Here is a 16287-nt window from a genome sequence, read left to right as displayed (position 1 = left end):
CACAACTGGGGTGCTGTCCCCGGGAATTGAGCAAGATCATCGCGGGCGGGCCGGGTGCCCGATCCTCGTCGCATGGCACTTCGATCACGTTCACGCACAGCGACTCCGACCAGTGGGCCGGGCCGTGGGCCCGCCTCCGACGTCCGCAACCGCCATCACCACCGGCGGTCGGGGGGCCGGCACCGGTACGCGTCGGCCGAGGAACTCCGTCGGCGTGCGGAGGTCATGTTCGCCGATCGCGTCGGGGAGCGGCGGGAGGCGGGGATGGGGCCGCCGGGCGTCGACGAGGTCGCGGCGGACGTGGGATCGGACCTTGATGAGCCCCGCGCGACCGCCGGGCCGGAGGCGGACGAGGTCGGCGAGGACTTCGGTCGGGCACCGGCCGGCCGGGCTGATGTTCCTCCGGCGCCGGACTGGCGGGTGCGGGCCGGGCTCGCTCTTCGGGAGCGGATGCCGGTGTGGTTGCAGACCAGGTGCGGTCTGGAGCGGCGGAGTGTGGTCGCGCTGGCGGTGGTGCTCGTCGTCGCCGCGGGCTTCGCCGTACAGCACTTCTGGACCGGGCGGACGCAGACCGTGCGGGCGCCCGAGGTCGTGGCCGCGCCTTTCGCGGAGCGGAGTGCGCAGGCCGGTCCCGGTGCTTCGGCCGGGGCGCCGGATGCGGTGGGCTCGCCGGTGGCCGAGATCGTGGTGGACGTCAGCGGCAAGGTCCGTGAGCCCGGGGTGCACCGGCTTCCCGCAGGCTCGCGGGTCGCCGACGCGCTGCGTGCGGCCGGTGGGGTGCGGCCCGGTACGGACACCGAAGGGCTGAACCGTGCTCGCTTCCTCGTGGACGGTGAGCAGGTCGTGGTCGGCGTTCCTGCCGTGCCCGGCGTCGGCTCGGGTGGTGCGGTCGGCTCCGCCGGTTCCGTACCGGGGGCGGGACCCGTGGCTCCGGTCTCCCTCAACACGGCCACGGTGGACCAGTTGGACACCCTGCCGGGGGTCGGCCCGGTCCTGGCCCAGCACATCGTCGACTACCGCACCCAGCACGGCGGCTTCCGCTCGGTGGACGAGCTGCGCGAGGTCAATGGCATCGGGGAACGCCGCTTCGCCGATCTGCGGAATCTCGTACGGCCATGAGTCACGTACCCGAGGCTCCGGTACCGGTGGTTCCCCAGCCCCGCCGAGCCGTGCACGCCGCCTCCGGCAAACGGCTCGGGGACGCCAACCCCCGCCAGGAAGGGCCGGCCGACCTGCGACTCGTGCCGCCCGCGCTCGCCGCCTGGGCGACGGCGGCGCTGGTGCTGGACGCGGCGCCCGAGTGGGTCACCGGCGTTGCCGTCGTGTGCCTGGTGGCAGCGGGTGTGCTGTTGCTGACGCGACGCCGTGCGGCGCCGCGGGTCGCTGTCGCCGCCGTGCTGCTCTGCGTCGCCGCGGCCGCCGTCTCGGCCGGGCTGCACGGAGCCGATCTGCGGCGTGGGCCGGTGCCGGCGCTGGCGCGGGAGTACGCGACGGTGACCGCCGAGATCGAGGTCACCGCCGATCCCCGGCTCACCCGGCCCCGGGTCAAGGGGGACCGTCTGGCGCCGACTTCCGTGCTGATCAAGGGTGAGGTGCGGCGGGTGGAGACGGCGGGCGGGGCGGCGGTGGATACGCGGGCACCGGTGCTGGTGATGGTCGATGTGACGGGGTTCGGGAGGAGTGCGGGCGGAGGGGCCGGCGTGCGTCTTGCTGGGGGCGGGGCGACGGGTGGGGGTGCCTTTGCCGGCGGCGCAGCGCGTGGTGGGGGTTCCTTGGTCGGTGGGGCAGCCGGTGGTGGAGGGGCCTTGGTCGGTGGGGTCGATTCATCGCCCTGGCTGCGGTTGCTGCCCTCCGCGCGGTTTCGGGTTTCCGCGCGGCTGGCGCCGGTGATGGTGGGTGGGGACAAGGTCGCGGCCCTGGTGCGGGTGCGGGGGCAGGGGGCGCCGGAGGTTGTCGCGGGGCCGTCGGGGGTGCAGCGGTTCGCCGGGCGGTTGCGGGGCGGGCTGCGGGAGGCCACCGACGGGCTGTCGGGGGATGCGCGGGCGCTGCTGCCGGGGCTGGTCGTCGGGGACACCTCGCGGATCACGCCCGACCTGGACGAGGCGTTCAAGGAGACCGACCTCGCGCACACGCTCGCTGTCTCCGGGAGCAACCTCACGATCATCCTGGCCCTGCTCATCGGGCCGCCCGGACTGGCCCAGCGCGTCGAGCGCCGGGGGCTCGCCCCCAGGCTCGGCATCCCCCTGCGGACGACGGCGCTGCTCGGCGGGGGGCTCACGCTCGCCTTCGTCGTCGTGTGCCGACCGGACCCGAGTGTGCTGCGGGCCGCGGCCTGCGGAACCGTGGTCCTGCTCGCCCTGGCGACCGGGCGCCGCAGGTCACTGATCCCGGCGTTGGCGACGGCCGTCCTGCTGCTGGTGCTGTACGACCCGTGGCTGGCCCGGAGCTATGGATTCCTGCTGTCCGTGCTGGCCACCGGGGCCCTGCTCACAGTCGCGCCCCGCTGGAGCGCGGCCCTGCGACGGCGGCGGGTGCCGCCGCGGCTGGCCGAGGCACTGGCCGCCGCGGGCGCCGCGCAGGCTCTGTGCGCGCCGGTCGTCGCGGTGCTGTCGGCGAGAGTGAGCCTGGTGGCGGTGCCGTGCAATCTGCTCGTGGAGTTCGCCGTGGCGCCGGCCACGGTGCTGGGCTTCGCCGCGCTGGCGACGGCACCCCTGGCGATGCCGGTGGCCAAGGCGCTGGCCTGGTGCGCGAGTTGGCCCGCGGAGTGGATCGCGGACGTCGCCCGCACCGGGGCGTCCCTGCCCGGCGCCGGGGTGGACTGGCCCGGCGGTTGGACCGGGGCGGCGCTGCTCGCCCTGGTCACCGTGGCCGTGGTGACGGCCGGGCGGCGGCTGTTGCGGCATCCCGGGTGGTGCGGGGTCTGCGGAGCGCTGCTCCTGCTGGTGGTGGTGCAGCCGCCGCCGCTGGCACGGGTGATCACGGGGTGGCCGCCGCCCGGCTGGCGGTTCGTGATGTGCGATGTGGGACAGGGGGACGCGACCGTGCTCGCGGCGGGTGACGGTACCGGGGTGGTGGTGGACGCGGGGCCCGATCCCACGCTCGTCGACCGGTGTCTGCGCACCCTCGGTGTCACCAGGATCCCGCTGGTCGTGCTGACCCACTTCCACGCCGACCATGTGGCGGGCCTGCCCGGCGTGCTGCGCGGGCGGAGTGTGGGAGCGATCGAGACGACCGGGTTCGAGGAGCCGGTGGACCAGGTGGAGTTCGTACGGCGGCAGGCGGCGCGGCATCGGATTCCGCTCACCCGCGCCGTGGCGGGGGAGCGGCGGCGCACCGGGGCGCTGGCCTGGGAGGTGGTGTGGCCGCCGCCGGGCGCGGGGGTTGCGGGAGGTCCGGTTGCGTCCATGGAACCGGAAGGGCCGAACGACGCCAGTGTCGCTCTGCTCGTGCGGTCGGGCGGGCTGCGGTTCCTGCTGCTCGGCGATCTCGAACCCCCGGCCCAGCGAGCGCTGTTGGGATCTCCGGCGGGCGCGCTGCTGGGCGGCGTGGATGTGCTCAAGGTCGCCCATCACGGCTCGGCCTACCAGGATCCGGAACTGATACGCAGGGCGGCTCCGCGGCTGGCGCTCATCTCGGTGGGCAGGGACAACACCTACGGACATCCGGCTCCCGGCACGGTCGCGGCACTGCGGGACCAGGGGGCGATGGTGCTGCGGACGGACGAGGACGGGGCGCTGGCCGTCCTGGGAACGGGTGAGTCACTGCGGGTGGCGGGAGACTGAGGGCATGAATTCCGCACAGATTGATGCCTATCTCCGCCGCCTCGGTGCCGAGCACCCGGCGTGGCCCACCGTGGACGTCCTGCGCGAGCTGCATCTGCGCCATCTGCGGACCGTGCCCTTCGAGAACCTGTCGATCCATCTCGGCGAGGAGATCGTGCTGGAGGAGAAGCGGCTGCTGGACAAGGTGGTGGGGGCGCGAAGGGGCGGGTTCTGCTACGAACTCAACGGTTCCTTCGGGGCGTTGCTCGCCGCGCTGGGCTTCGAGGTGACGCTGCTCGCGGGCCGGGTGTACGGGGAGGAGGGGCGGCTCGGCATCCCGTACGACCATCTCGCGCTGCGGGTGCGGACGGTGGACGGGGGCGACTGGCTGGCCGACGTCGGCTTCGGGGCGCACAGTCACCATCCGCTGGCGATCGGGGCGCGGGGTGAGCAGGTGGATCCCGGGGGCACGTTCCGGGTCGTCGAGGCCGGGGCGGATGCGGCCGGGGTGCGGGGCGGGCATGCGGTGGCGGCCGACCTGGACGTGGTCATGGGCGGTAAACCCCAGTACCGCCTGGAGGTGCGGCCCCGGGTGCTCGGTGACTTCGTGGCGGGCGCCTGGTGGCACAGCACCTCGCCGGCCTCGCACTTCACACGGTCGCCGGTGTGTTCGAGGGTCACGGAGGACGGCGGGAGGATCACGCTCAGCGGGCGGAGCTTCACGGTGACGGCGGCGGACGGGACGCGTGAGGTACGGGAGTTGGGGACGGACGAGGAGGTGCTCGGGGTGTATCGGGAGCGGTTCGGGGTGGAGCTCGATCGGGTGCCGGTGGGGCCGGAGGCGCGGGAGGCGGGGGAGGCGGGGTGAGGTTCTGACCGGGCGGGGTTCGGGCCGCCGTCGGTGGTCAGAGCGGTCGGCCGGGGCAGGGGGTGCGGCCCCGGTGGTGCGGGGCTGTGCGGGGTCGTGCGGGAGCTCGCCATCCGGGGGGCGTTCGTCGGCTGAGCTGAGCTTTCGGGCTCCGCGGTGTCGGACAATGGCCAGGTGAGCGATGTGAGACATGTGCTGGTGCTGCCTGATCGGGATGCCGCGGAAGAGGTGGCGGAGGCGCTCAGGGAGCGGTTCGGGGTGGCTGAGGAGCCGCGCATCGTGCGTGACGCGTTGGCGGGGGAGGACGACGCCGAGGACGCGCAGTGGCTCGTGGTGCTGAGGGACGAGGAGGGAAGGCTGGATCCCGGGGCGCTGGACGAGTTCGCGGGGGAGTGGGAGGGGTGGCGGGAGGAGCCGTAGGGGCGGGGTGCCCGTCGGGCTCGTCCGGTGGGCGGGGTTCGTTGTCAGTGGCCCGTGCCATGCTTGTCGGCGATGGCAAAGAAGAGTGCGAACGACGACCCCCTCGCCCCGGTGACGCTTGCCGTGGGGCAGGAGGACCTGCTGCTCGACCGTGCCGTGCGGGAGGTGGTGGCCGCCGCGAAGGCCGCCGACGCCGACACGGACGTACGGGATCTGAGCTCGGACCAGTTGCAGCCCGGCACGCTCGCCGAGTTGACCAGTCCCTCGCTCTTCGCGGAGCGCAAGGTCGTGGTCGTACGCAATGCGCAGGATCTGTCGGCCGACACCGTGAAGGACGTGAAGGCGTATCTTTCGGCGCCCGCCGAGGAGATCACGCTTGTGCTGCTGCATGCCGGTGGGGTGAAGGGCAAGGGGTTGCTCGATGCCGCGCGGAAGGCGGGGGCGCGGGAGATCGCCTGTCCGAAGATGACCAAGCCGGCGGATCGGCTGGCCTTTGTGCGGCAGGAGTTCCGGGCGACCGGGCGGTCGGCCACGCCCGAGGCGTGTCAGGTGCTCGTCGACGCGATCGGGAGTGATCTGCGGGAGCTGGCGTCGGCCGTGTCGCAGCTGGTCGCCGATGTCGAGGGGACGATCGACGAGGCGGTGGTGGGGCGGTACTACACCGGGCGGGCCGAGGCGTCGAGCTTCACCGTCGCCGATCGGGCGGTCGAGGGGCGGGCGGCGGAGGCGCTGGAGGCGTTGCGGTGGTCGTTGGCCACGGGGGTGGCGCCGGTGATGATCACGAGTGCGTTGGCGCAGGGGGTGCGGGCGATCGGGAAGTTGTCGTCGGCTCGGGGTGGGCGGCCGGCGGATCTCGCGCGGGAGTTGGGGATGCCGCCGTGGAAGATCGATCGGGTGCGGCAGCAGATGCGGGGGTGGACTCCGGATGGGGTCGCTGTCGCGTTGCGGGCCGTGGCTGAGGCGGACGCGGGGGTGAAGGGCGGGGGGGATGATCCCGAGTACGCCCTGGAGAAGGCGGTCGTGGTGATCGCTCGGGCTGCGCGGTCGCGGGGGCGGGCGTAGCTAGCGGGCCTCGCCGGGGTTCGTCTGTGGCGGGCGTCGGGTGTGTTTCGCCCCCGCCGCCCCTACCCGTCCCATCCCCAGGGGCGCTGCCCCTTCGACCCCGGTACCTGGGGTCTGCGCCCCCAGACCCCCATCGGCCCTGAAGGGGCCTCGTCCTCAAACGCCGGACGGGCTGAAAGACAGCCCTCGTCGTGACGGTGGGACTCTCAGGGAGGACAATCGGGGCCATCAGCCGTATATCGCCGAGCGACGGGAAGGTGGCGGTTGTCATGGCTGAACACCCGCACGCTGCGCTTGTCCGGAAGGGGTACGACGCCTTTCAGCGCGGGGACATGGAAACCTTGCGTGGTCTGATGACCGCGGACTGTACGCAGCACGTGCCCGGTAGCCACCCGCTCTCGGGGGACTACAAGGGGCAGGACGCGATCATCGAGATGTACGGGCGGCTGAACGAGGAGACCAACGGCACGATGAGTGCCGAGTTGCGCAGCCTCCTCGTCGACGGTCGCGGCCATGTCGTCGCGCTGCACCACTTCACCGCGGAACGCAAGGGCAAGCGCCTGGAGGAGAACAGCTGCATCATCTTCCGGATCGTGGGAGACAAGGCCACCGATCTCGACGAGTGTGTCGAGGACATCGACAGGTCCAACGACTTCTGGTCATGACACCGCACGCCGAAGGCCCCGGCTCCCGCCCTGGGGAAGGGTGGGAGCCGGGGCCTTCGGACCAAGCTGTCGAGCTCGTACCCGCGTGGCGAACGCAGGCCGCGTACGAGCTCTGGGTGCCGGGTGGGAGCGGATGAGAGAGGGCCCGCTCTGGGTCCTCCCGGCGATCAGGTCAAAAAGTCAGACCAGAAGAGAGTGTCAGCCCTTGAGGGACGCGACCTTCGAAGCAAGCGCCGACTTCTTGTTGGCGGCCTGGTTCTTGTGGATGACACCCTTGGCGACGGCCTTGTCGAGCTGACGCGCGGCAGCGCGCTGGTACTCGGTGGCCTTCTCGGTGTCACCCGCGGCAGCGGCCTCACGGGCCTTGCGGATGGCGGTCTTCAGGGAGGACTTGACGGCCTTGTTGCGCAGCCGAGCCTTCTCGTTGGTCTTGATCCGCTTGATCTGGGACTTGATGTTCGCCACTGATTGAGCCTTTTCAGGTTCAGGCACGGGACCACAAGGGACCCGGGCCAGGTGATTTCTTGGGTGTGCCTCGTGCTGAGAGGGCATGAGACACAGCCACCCAGGCTACCAGTGCGCCGACCTACGGCCCAAAACGGCCCCCGGTCGTCCGCCGTGGGACCATAGAGCCTACGTATCGATCCGACCCGAGGCACAAGGCGCCTCAAGAGACAGGACCCTGCGTGCCCGCGACTCCTAACAATGTGCCCGAGCCGAGCCGTACCGACCCGGCTCTGATCCGCAATTTCTGCATCATCGCGCACATCGACCACGGCAAGTCCACGCTCGCCGACCGCATGCTCCAGCTGACCGGAGTGGTCGATCAGCGGCAGATGCGTGCTCAGTACCTAGACCGCATGGACATCGAGCGTGAGCGTGGCATCACGATCAAGTCCCAGGCGGTCCGACTGCCCTGGGCCCCGACAGAGGACCCGGGCAAGACCCACATCCTCAACATGATCGACACCCCGGGGCACGTGGACTTCACGTACGAGGTGTCCCGGTCGCTGGCCGCCTGCGAGGGCACCGTCCTCCTGGTCGACGCCGCCCAGGGCATCGAGGCCCAGACTCTCGCCAACCTGTACCTGGCGATGGAGAACGACCTCAAGATCATCCCCGTACTGAACAAGATCGACCTGCCGGCCGCCCAGCCGGAGAAGTTCTCCGAGGAGCTCGCCAACCTCATCGGCTGCGACCCCGACGACGTGCTCAAGGTCTCCGCCAAGACCGGTCTGGGCGTCGAGGCACTCCTGGACCGGGTGGTCGCCGACGTCCCCGCGCCGGTCGGCATCCAGGACGCGCCCGCCCGCGCCATGATCTTCGACTCCGTCTATGACTCCTACCGCGGTGTCGTGACGTACGTCCGTGTCATCGACGGCCAGCTCAACAAGCGTGAGCGGATCCGGATGATGTCCACCAACGCGACCCACGAGCTGCTGGAGATCGGCGTCTCGGCACCCGAGATGAAGTCGGCCGACGGCCTCGGTGTCGGCGAGGTCGGCTATCTGATCACCGGTGTGAAGGACGTCCGCCAGTCCAAGGTCGGTGACACGATCACCACCCTGAGCAAGGGCGCCACCGAGGCGCTCGGCGGTTACAAGGACCCGAAGCCGATGGTCTTCTCGGGGCTGTATCCGCTGGACGGCTCCGACTACCCCGAGCTGCGCGACGCCCTCGACAAGCTCCAGCTCAACGACGCCGCGCTGGTCTACGAGCCGGAGACCTCCGCCGCCCTCGGCTTCGGTTTCCGTGTCGGCTTCCTGGGCCTGCTGCACCTCGACGTGATCCGCGAGCGGCTGGAGCGCGAGTTCGGCCTCGACCTCATCGCCACCGCGCCCAACGTGGTCTACCGCGTGGTGATGGAGGACCGTTCCGAGCACACGGTCACGAACCCGAGCGAGTTCCCCGAGGGGAAGATCGACAACGTGTTCGAGCCCGTCGTACGCGCCACGATCCTCGCGCCCTCCGAATTCATCGGCTCGATCATGGAGCTGTGCCAGACCCGGCGCGGCACCCTGCTCGGCATGGACTACCTCTCCGAGGACCGGGTCGAGATCCGCTACACCCTCCCGCTCGCGGAGATCGTCTTCGACTTCTTCGACCAGCTGAAGTCCAAGACGCGCGGCTACGCCTCCCTGGACTACGAGCCCACCGGCGAGCAGGCCTCCAGCCTGGTCAAGGTCGACATCCTGCTGCACGGCGACAAGGTGGACGCCTTCTCGGCGGTCACCCACAAGGACGCGGCCTACGCGTACGGCGTGCGGCTGGTCGCCAAGCTGCGCGAGCTCATCCCGCGGCAGGCCTTCGAGGTGCCGATCCAGGCCGCCATCGGCTCCCGGGTCATCGCCCGCGAGACCATCCGCGCCATCCGCAAGGACGTCCTCGCCAAGTGCTACGGCGGTGACATCTCCCGTAAGCGGAAGCTCCTTGAGAAGCAGAAGGAGGGCAAGAAGCGGATGAAGATGGTGGGCTCTGTGGAGGTTCCGCAGGAGGCCTTCATCGCCGTGCTGAGCAGCGACGACAACGCGGGTTCCGGCAAGGGCAAGAAGTAGCGCCGGTTTCCCGTGAAAATAGGGGCCTGTCACGTGTGAGCGTGATGGGCCCCTACGCGTGCGTAGCGTCGCGCTCTGTAGAAAGTGACAGGCCGCCGCCCCTTACATAGGCGTCGGTCGCGCTCTACTCTGATCTCCACTCGATAGTTACTCGTGAGTTAAACAACACCCCGTCGAGTCACCAGCCGCACTGAGCCAGCCGCCGCACTGTCGCGGGCCCCGGAGGATGTCGTGAGCGACACACAGACCCTGATCGAGAACCGTCCGCCGAGCGTGGCGACCCTCTTCCTGGAGCGCGTCTCGGCCACTCCGGACGCGGAGGCGTACCGCTACCCCGTGCCCTCGGCCTCCGGAGAGGGCCCCGACGACTGGAAGTCGCTGAGCTGGGGGCAGACCGCCGAGCGGGTCTACGCCATCGCCGCCGGCCTGATCGAGCTCGGGGTGCAGCCCGAGCAGCGGGTAGCCCTGTCCTCCGCGACCCGGATCGAGTGGATCCTCGCGGACCTCGGCATCCTGTGCGCCGGTGCCGCCACCACCACGGTGTATCCGCAGACCAACGCCGACGAGTCCGCGTTCATCGTCTCCGACTCCGACAGCCGGGTGCTGTTCGCGGAGAACGCCGAGCAGCTGGCCAAGGCGCAGGAGAAGCGCGCCGAGCTGCCCGACCTCACGCATGTCGTGGTCATCGACGCCGAGGGCGTGGAGACCGGCGACTGGGTGCTCAGCCTCGCCGAACTGGAGGCCCGGGGCGCGGCCCGCCTGGAGAAGGACCCCGACCTGGTCAAGGAGCGGGTCGGCGCGATCACCAAGGACCAGCTCGCCACCCTCATCTACACCTCCGGCACCACCGGCCGCCCCAAGGGTGTCCGCCTGCCGCACGACAACTGGGCGTACATGGCGAAGGCGATCGCCGCGACCGGCCTGGTGGGCCCCGAGGACGTGCAGTACCTGTGGCTGCCGCTCGCGCACGTGTTCGGCAAGGTCCTCACCTCGGGCCAGATCGAGGTCGGTCACGTGACCGCCGTCGACGGCCGCGTCGACAAGATCATCGAGAATCTGCCGATCGTGCAGCCGACGTACATGGCGGCCGTTCCGCGCATCTTCGAGAAGGTCTACAACGGCATCGCCAACAAGGCCCGCGCGGGCGGCGGCGCCAAGTACAAGATCTTCCGCTGGGCCGCCGAGGTCGCCCGCGAGTACGCCAAGGTCAGCCAGGACAACTTCCGCCGCACCGGCACCGCGAGCGCCCCCTTCGGGCTTGCCGCCAAGCACGCGGTCGCCGACAAGCTGGTGTACGCCAAGATCCGCGAGGCCTTCGGCGGTAACCTCCGCGCCTGTGTCTCCGGCTCCGTGGCCCTCGCCCCGGAGATCGGGTTCTTCTTCTCCGGCGCCGGCATCCACATCCTCGAGGGCTACGGCCTCACCGAGTCCTCGGCCGCCTCCTTCGTGAACCCGGGCGAGGCGTACCGCACCGGCACGGTCGGCAAGCCGCTGCCCGGCACAGAGGTGCGGATCGCGGAGGACGGGGAGATCCTGCTGCGCGGGCCCGGCATCATGGAGGGCTACCACGGGCTGCCGGAGAAGACCGCGGAGGTCCTTGAGGCCGACGGCTGGTTCCACACCGGTGACATCGGTGAGCTCTCGCCCGACGGCTACCTGCGCATCACCGACCGCAAGAAGGACCTCTTCAAGACCTCCGGCGGCAAGTACATCGCCCCCACCGAGGTCGAGGGACAGTTCAAGTCGGTGTGCCCGTACGTCTCCAACATCCTCGTGCACGGCGCCGACCGGAACTTCTGCACCGCCCTCATCGCCCTCGACGAGGTGTCGATCCTCGGCTGGGCGAAGGAGAACGGCCTGGAGGGCAAGTCCTACGCCGAGGTCGTGGCCGCGCCGGCCACCGTCGAGATGATCGAGGGCCACATCAAGGAACTCAACGCGGGTCTCCAGCGCTGGCAGACCATCAAGAAGTTCCGCCTCCTGCCGCGCGACCTCGACGTCGAGCACGGCGAGATCACACCGAGCCTCAAGCTGAAGCGGCCGGTCGTGGAGCGGGAGTACAAGCACCTCATCGACGAGATGTACGCGGGCACGCGCGAGGCGTAGGGCGTTACAGGCGGCCCCTGCTGACGAGCTGGCGTAGCTCCCGGACCTGTGCGCGCAGTGTTGCCAGGTCCGGGGGGTCCTCTCCCGACAGTTGCTCCTCCAGGTCGGCCAGGCGGGTGTTCACCTCGCCCTGGTCCTGGGCCAGCAGTCGTTCCAGTTGCTGGTTCTTGCGGTGCAGGTCCAGGAAGACGGTGACCTTCGCTCGTAGGACCCAGGGGTCGAAGGGCTTGGTCAGATAGTCCGCGGCGCCTGTCGCGTAGCCGCGGAAGGCGTAGCCGGAGTCGTCCTCCGCGCCGGTCAGGAAGATGATCGGGACGTCCTTGGTCTGGTCGAGCCGTTTGATGTTCGCGGCGGTCTCGAAGCCGTCCATGCCCGGCATGCGGACGTCGAGCAGGACGAGGGCGAACTGCTGCCGCAGCAGTGCCTTCATGGCTTCCTCGCCCGAACGTGCGCGGACGAGCGGCTCGTTGAGGGACCCCAGGACGGCCTCCAGGGCTACCAGGTTGTCCTCCATGTCGTCGACCAGGAGGATGCTGGCGCGCTCTTCGGTCGTTGCCTCAGCGCTCATGGTGACTGTGCCTCATTCAGTCGTCGGCGGGACCGGCACTTCCCCTGTCGTGTCCGGTTCCGGTGCGTCGGTCTCCGCGTCGACCGCGGGCTCCTGCGTACCCGTGTCGTCCCGCGTGCCCTCCGGGTCGAGGAGCGCGCACACGACGGTCAGCAACTGGTCCACGTCGACCGGTTTGGGTACGTAGTCGTTGGCGCCCCGCGCGATCGACTTCTCCCGGTCTCCCGGCATCGCCTTCGCGGTCAGCGCGACGATGGGCAGGCCCGTCCAGCGCGGGGTGCGACGGATGGCGGCGATCGTCTCGTAGCCGTCCATCTCCGGCATCATGATGTCCATCAGGACGAGTTCGACGTCCGGGTTGCGCTCCAGCGTCTCGATGCCCTCCCGGCCGTTCTCGGCGTAGAGGACGGGCATGCCGACCCGGCCGAGGACATGGGTCAGCGCGAAGACGTTGCGGATGTCGTCGTCGACGATCAGCACCCGCCGCCCGGGCAGCACCTGGCCCGCCCGGCCCGTCTTCCACGCCTCCAGCTTGGTGGGCGTCGGCCAGGAGTCGTCCACGTCGGCGGAGGTGAAGGGCTCGGTCGACAGTTGCTCCGGCACCGGCAGGGCGCGTTCCTCGGGGGTCGGGCCGGTCGCCGTGTGGCCGGGGCTGACGACGGGGACGTACAGCGTGAACGTGGAGCCCTTGCCGGGCTCGCTCTGGGCGACGATACGGCCGCCCAGCAGACCGGCGATCTCGCGGCTGATCGACAGACCGAGGCCGGTGCCGCCGTACTTGCGGTTGGTGGTGCCGTCGGCCTGCTGGAACGCCTCGAAGATCACCGGGAGTTTCTCGGCGGCGATGCCGATGCCGGTGTCGGTGACGGAGAACGCGATCACCAGACCGCTGTCGCGGACATAGGGGTGCTCGGTGTCCGTGACCCGTGTGACACGCAGCTCCACCCGGCCTGTCGCGGTGAACTTGATGGCGTTGGACAGCAGATTGCGCAGGATCTGCTGGAGTCGCTGCTCGTCCGAGTACATCTCGCGCGGCACGTCCTCGCCGACCGTCACCTCGAACGCGAGACCGCGGTCGAGGGTGAGCGGGCGGAAGGTGGCGTGGACGTAGTCGAGCAGCTTGATCAGCGGCAGTTTCTTCGGGCGTACGTCCATCCGGCCCGCCTCGATCTTCGACAGGTCGAGGATGTCGTTGATCAGTTGCAGCAGATCCGAGCCCGACCTGTGGATCGTCGTCGCGAACTGCACTTCCTGGTCGGAGAGATGGCCGTCCGGATTGTCGGAGAGCAGCCGCGCCAGGATCAGCAGGGAGTTCAGCGGGGTGCGCAGTTCGTGCGACATGTTCGCCAGGAACTCCGACTTGTACTGCGACGACGTCGCCAGAAGGGCTGCCTTCTCCTCCAGTTCGGCGTTCGAGCGCTGCAACTCCGCCTGCTGCTTCTGGAGTTCGTCGGACCGCTCCTGGAGCTGGCGGGCCAGCCGCTGGGACTCGCCGAGCAGGGACTCCGTACGGGAGTTGGCGATGATGGTGTTGATCGCGACGGCGATGGTGTTCACGAACTGGTCGAAGAAGGCGAGGTGGACGTCGGAGAAGCGGGAGAAGGACGCCAGCTCGATCACGCCGAGGAGCTTGTCCTCGAAGAGGATCGGGATGATGACCACGCTCGTGGGCGCCGCCTCCCCGAGCCCGCTGTTGATCTTGATGTAGTCCGGCGGGGCCTCCTCGACCAGGATCCGCTTCTTCTCGCGGGCGGCCTGCCTGACCAGGCCGTGCACCGGAAGGCCCCCGGTCTCCACGGTCGCGCCCTGCGCCGAGCCGTAGCCGGCGATGAACGCGAGTCCTTTCGCAGGAACGGTTGTGCGCAGAGAGGCACCGTCCTCGTCGGGGTCGGCCAGGAAGAACGCGCCGTACTGGGCGTTCACCAGCGGGGTCAGCTCGCGCAGCAGCAGGTCGGCGACCTCCATCAGGTCCCGGTGGCCCTGCATCAGCGCGGCCAGGCGGGCCAGGTTGGACTCCAGCCAGTCCTTGGCGCGGGTGGTCTCGCGCAGGTTGGCCACCATCAGGTTGATGTTGTCCTTGAGCTCGGTGACCTCGCCCTGGGTCTCCACGGTGATCGAGCGGGACATGTCGCCCTGGGCCACCGCGGAGGCGACCTCGGCGATCGCGCGGACCTGGGTGGTCAGGTTCAGGGCGAGCTCGTTCACGTTCGTCGTCAGACGCTTCCAGGTGCCGTACACGCCCTCGACCCGTGCCTGGCCGCCGAGTTGGCCCTCGGAGCCGACCTCGCGGGCCACGCGGGTGACCTCGGAGGAGAAGGAGGAGAGCGTGTCGACCATGGTGTTGATGGCGGTCTTCAGCTCCAGGATCTCGCCGCGGGCGTCCACGTCGATCTTCTTGGAGAGGTCGCCGTTGGCGACGGCCGTGGTCACCTGGGCGATGTTGCGGACCTGCGAAGTGAGGTTGTCCGCCATGTAGTTGACGTTGTCCGTCAGGTCCCGCCAGACACCGGAGACACCCAGCACCTGGGCGCGGCCGCCGAGCCGGCCGTCGGTGCCGACCTCGCGGGCCACGCGGGTGACCTCGTCGGCGAAGGCGCGCAGCTGCTCCACCATCGTGTTGACGGTGTCCTTGAGTTCGAGGATCTCGCCGCGGGCGTCGACGGTGATCTTCTTGGAGAGGTCGCCGTTGGCGACAGCGGTGGTGACCTGGGCGATGTTCCGGACCTGCGAAGTCAGGTTCAGGGCCATGAAGTTGACGTTGTCGGTGAGGTCCTTCCAGACGCCCGACACGCCTCGCACCTGCGCCTGACCGCCCAGGTTTCCTTCCGTGCCCACCTCGCGGGCCACACGCGTGACCTCGTCCGCGAAGGCCGACAGCTGGTCGACCATCGTGTTGATGGTGGACTTCAGCTCCAGGATCTCGCCCTTCGCCTCCACCGTGATCTTCTTGCCGAGGTCGCCCTGGGCCACGGCGGTGGAGACCAGGGCGATGTTGCGGACCTGTGAAGTCAGGTTGTCCGCCATGAAGTTGACGTTGTCGGTGAGGTCCTTCCAGACACCGCTCACCCCCCGCACCTGGGCGCGCCCGCCGAGATTGCCCTCGGTGCCGACCTCGCGGGCGACGCGGGTGACCTCGTCGGCGAAGGCGGAGAGCTGGTCGACCATCGTGTTGATGGTGGACTTCAGCTCCAGGATCTCGCCCTGCGCGTCGACGGTGATCTTCTGCGAAAGGTCGCCGTTGGCGACGGCGGTGGTGACCTGGGCGATGTTGCGCACCTGCGAGGTCAGGTTCGACGCCATGAAGTTGACGTTGTCGGTGAGGTCCTTCCACACCCCCGACACGCCCCGCACCTGCGCCCGGCCGCCCAGCTGCCCCTCGGTGCCGACCTCGCGGGCCACGCGGGTCACCTCGTCGGCGAAGGCGGAGAGCTGGTCCACCATCGTGTTCACGGTCAGCTTCAGTTCCAGCAGCTCACCTGTCGCCTCGACGGTGACCGAGCGGGTCAGGTCGCCGCGCGCCACCGACGTGGTCACCAGGGCGATGTCCCGCACCTGGGCGGTCAGCCGGGCCGCCATGGTGTTGACCGCCTCGGTCACATCCCGCCAACTGCCCGACAGTCCCTGCACCTTGGCACGCCCACCGAGGCGCCCCTCGGTGCCGACCTCGCGCGCCACGCGGGTCACCTCACCGGTGAACAACGACAACTGGTCGACCATCTTGTTCACGGCCCGCCCCAGTCGCCGCAGATCACCGCGCAACTGACGGTTCCCGTCGTGCAGGTCGACCCGCTGGGTCAGATCGCCGCCGGCCACCGCGTCCAGCACCCGCGTCGCGTTCGCCGCCGGGGCCACCAGGGCGTCGAGCAGCTGGTTCACATCGCTGACCCGGGATGCCCAGGCGCCTGCGCCGGGGCTCGGCGAGAGCCGTTCGTCGAGTCGGCCGTGTCGCACCAACTCCCGCTTCACACGCTGGACTTCGGTGGTGAAGTGGACGTTGCGGTCGACCAGCTGATTGAAGATCGCGGCCAGTTCGGCCGCGAGGCCGTGAGCGCCGGTCTCCGCCACCTTCGCGAAGTGCCCGTCCCGGGCGGAGGTCATCGCGGCGAGCAGCGGACGCAGATCCGATGCTCGAATCTGGTCGTCTTTCTGTCCGTCTTCGAGCACACGCGTAGCACTGTTCTCACTCATGGCGGCCCACTTCGGTAACTCGGCGCTTATGGGCGTGGCCAGTCTGTCACTCTGTCCGCACTGACCGAGGTGTATTCGTCCGAACTGCTCGGGG

At 69.8% G+C, this 16287-nt stretch carries 11 protein-coding genes; 8 read left to right on the top strand and 3 right to left on the bottom strand.

What is annotated here, in order from left to right:
• Positions 1–72: 72 nt before the first annotated feature.
• From ACFY0U_RS02490 to ACFY0U_RS02465, 6 genes are all read left to right on the top strand, one after another.
• A complete protein-coding gene (locus ACFY0U_RS02490; RefSeq protein WP_388629028.1) occupies positions 73–1119 on the top strand; it encodes a helix-hairpin-helix domain-containing protein in 1047 nt (348 codons plus the stop codon).
• The gene (locus ACFY0U_RS02485; protein ID WP_388629025.1) at positions 1116–3782 is read left to right on the top strand and encodes a ComEC/Rec2 family competence protein; all 2667 of its coding nucleotides are present in this window, start codon (positions 1116–1118) and stop codon (positions 3780–3782) included. The genes ACFY0U_RS02490 and ACFY0U_RS02485 overlap by 4 nt, the downstream gene beginning before the upstream one ends.
• 4 nt (positions 3783–3786) lie before the next feature.
• Positions 3787–4629: an arylamine N-acetyltransferase gene (locus tag ACFY0U_RS02480; protein WP_388629022.1), complete on the top strand. Its 843-nt coding sequence runs from the start codon at positions 3787–3789 to the stop codon at positions 4627–4629.
• Positions 4630–4803: 174 nt separating this feature from the next.
• The gene (locus ACFY0U_RS02475) at positions 4804–5049 is read left to right on the top strand and encodes a hypothetical protein (RefSeq protein WP_388629020.1); all 246 of its coding nucleotides are present in this window, start codon (positions 4804–4806) and stop codon (positions 5047–5049) included.
• A 72-nt stretch (positions 5050–5121) separates the two neighbouring features.
• Positions 5122–6111, top strand: a complete 990-nt coding sequence (holA, locus tag ACFY0U_RS02470; RefSeq protein WP_388629017.1) for a DNA polymerase III subunit delta — start codon at positions 5122–5124, stop codon at positions 6109–6111.
• A 269-nt stretch (positions 6112–6380) separates the two neighbouring features.
• Positions 6381–6776, top strand: coding sequence for a nuclear transport factor 2 family protein (locus tag ACFY0U_RS02465; RefSeq protein ID WP_388629014.1), 396 nt, complete (start codon positions 6381–6383; stop codon positions 6774–6776).
• A 198-nt stretch (positions 6777–6974) separates the two neighbouring features.
• Here the strand turns inward: ACFY0U_RS02465 and rpsT are convergent, their stop codons facing one another.
• Positions 6975–7241, bottom strand: coding sequence for a 30S ribosomal protein S20 (rpsT, locus tag ACFY0U_RS02460; RefSeq protein WP_093909403.1), 267 nt, complete (start codon positions 7239–7241; stop codon positions 6975–6977).
• Between the two features lie 221 nt (positions 7242–7462).
• Between rpsT and lepA the strand changes: the two genes are divergently transcribed.
• Positions 7463–9331, top strand: coding sequence for a translation elongation factor 4 (gene lepA, locus ACFY0U_RS02455; protein ID WP_388629011.1), 1869 nt, complete (start codon positions 7463–7465; stop codon positions 9329–9331).
• A 231-nt stretch (positions 9332–9562) separates the two neighbouring features.
• The gene (locus ACFY0U_RS02450) at positions 9563–11437 is read left to right on the top strand and encodes an AMP-dependent synthetase/ligase (RefSeq protein ID WP_388629008.1); all 1875 of its coding nucleotides are present in this window, start codon (positions 9563–9565) and stop codon (positions 11435–11437) included.
• A gap of 4 nt (positions 11438–11441) precedes the next feature.
• Here ACFY0U_RS02450 and ACFY0U_RS02445 read toward each other — a convergent pair whose 3' ends face one another.
• Complete coding sequence (locus tag ACFY0U_RS02445) at positions 11442–12005, bottom strand: two-component system response regulator (RefSeq protein ID WP_388629006.1); 564 nt, start codon at positions 12003–12005, stop codon at positions 11442–11444.
• Positions 12006–12017: 12 nt separating this feature from the next.
• On the bottom strand, positions 12018–16193 hold the full coding sequence (locus tag ACFY0U_RS02440) for a HAMP domain-containing protein (protein WP_388629003.1): 4176 nt from the start codon (positions 16191–16193) through the stop codon (positions 12018–12020).
• Positions 16194–16287 lie beyond the last annotated feature (94 nt).

The sequence above is a fragment of the Streptomyces sp. NPDC001536 genome (assembly GCF_042894505.1).
Taxonomy (GTDB): domain Bacteria; phylum Actinomycetota; class Actinomycetes; order Streptomycetales; family Streptomycetaceae; genus Streptomyces.
Note: the sequence above shows the minus strand (reverse complement) of the source record. Positions and strands in the feature narration are given on the sequence as shown.

What these genes read in the sequence shown, in the direction of transcription:
- ACFY0U_RS02490 (WP_388629028.1), top strand. Translation starts at nt 73, where the DNA reads ATGGCACTTCGATCACGTTCACGCACAGCGACTCCGACCAGTGGGCCG.
- ACFY0U_RS02485 (WP_388629025.1), top strand. Translation starts at nt 1,116, where the DNA reads ATGAGTCACGTACCCGAGGCTCCGGTACCGGTGGTTCCCCAGCCCCGC.
- ACFY0U_RS02480 (WP_388629022.1), top strand. Translation starts at nt 3,787, where the DNA reads ATGAATTCCGCACAGATTGATGCCTATCTCCGCCGCCTCGGTGCCGAG.
- holA (WP_388629017.1), top strand. Translation starts at nt 5,122, where the DNA reads ATGGCAAAGAAGAGTGCGAACGACGACCCCCTCGCCCCGGTGACGCTT.
- ACFY0U_RS02465 (WP_388629014.1), top strand. Translation starts at nt 6,381, where the DNA reads ATGGCTGAACACCCGCACGCTGCGCTTGTCCGGAAGGGGTACGACGCC.
- ACFY0U_RS02445 (WP_388629006.1), bottom strand. Translation starts at nt 12,005, where the DNA reads ATGAGCGCTGAGGCAACGACCGAAGAGCGCGCCAGCATCCTCCTGGTC.
- ACFY0U_RS02440 (WP_388629003.1), bottom strand. Translation starts at nt 16,193, where the DNA reads ATGAGTGAGAACAGTGCTACGCGTGTGCTCGAAGACGGACAGAAAGAC.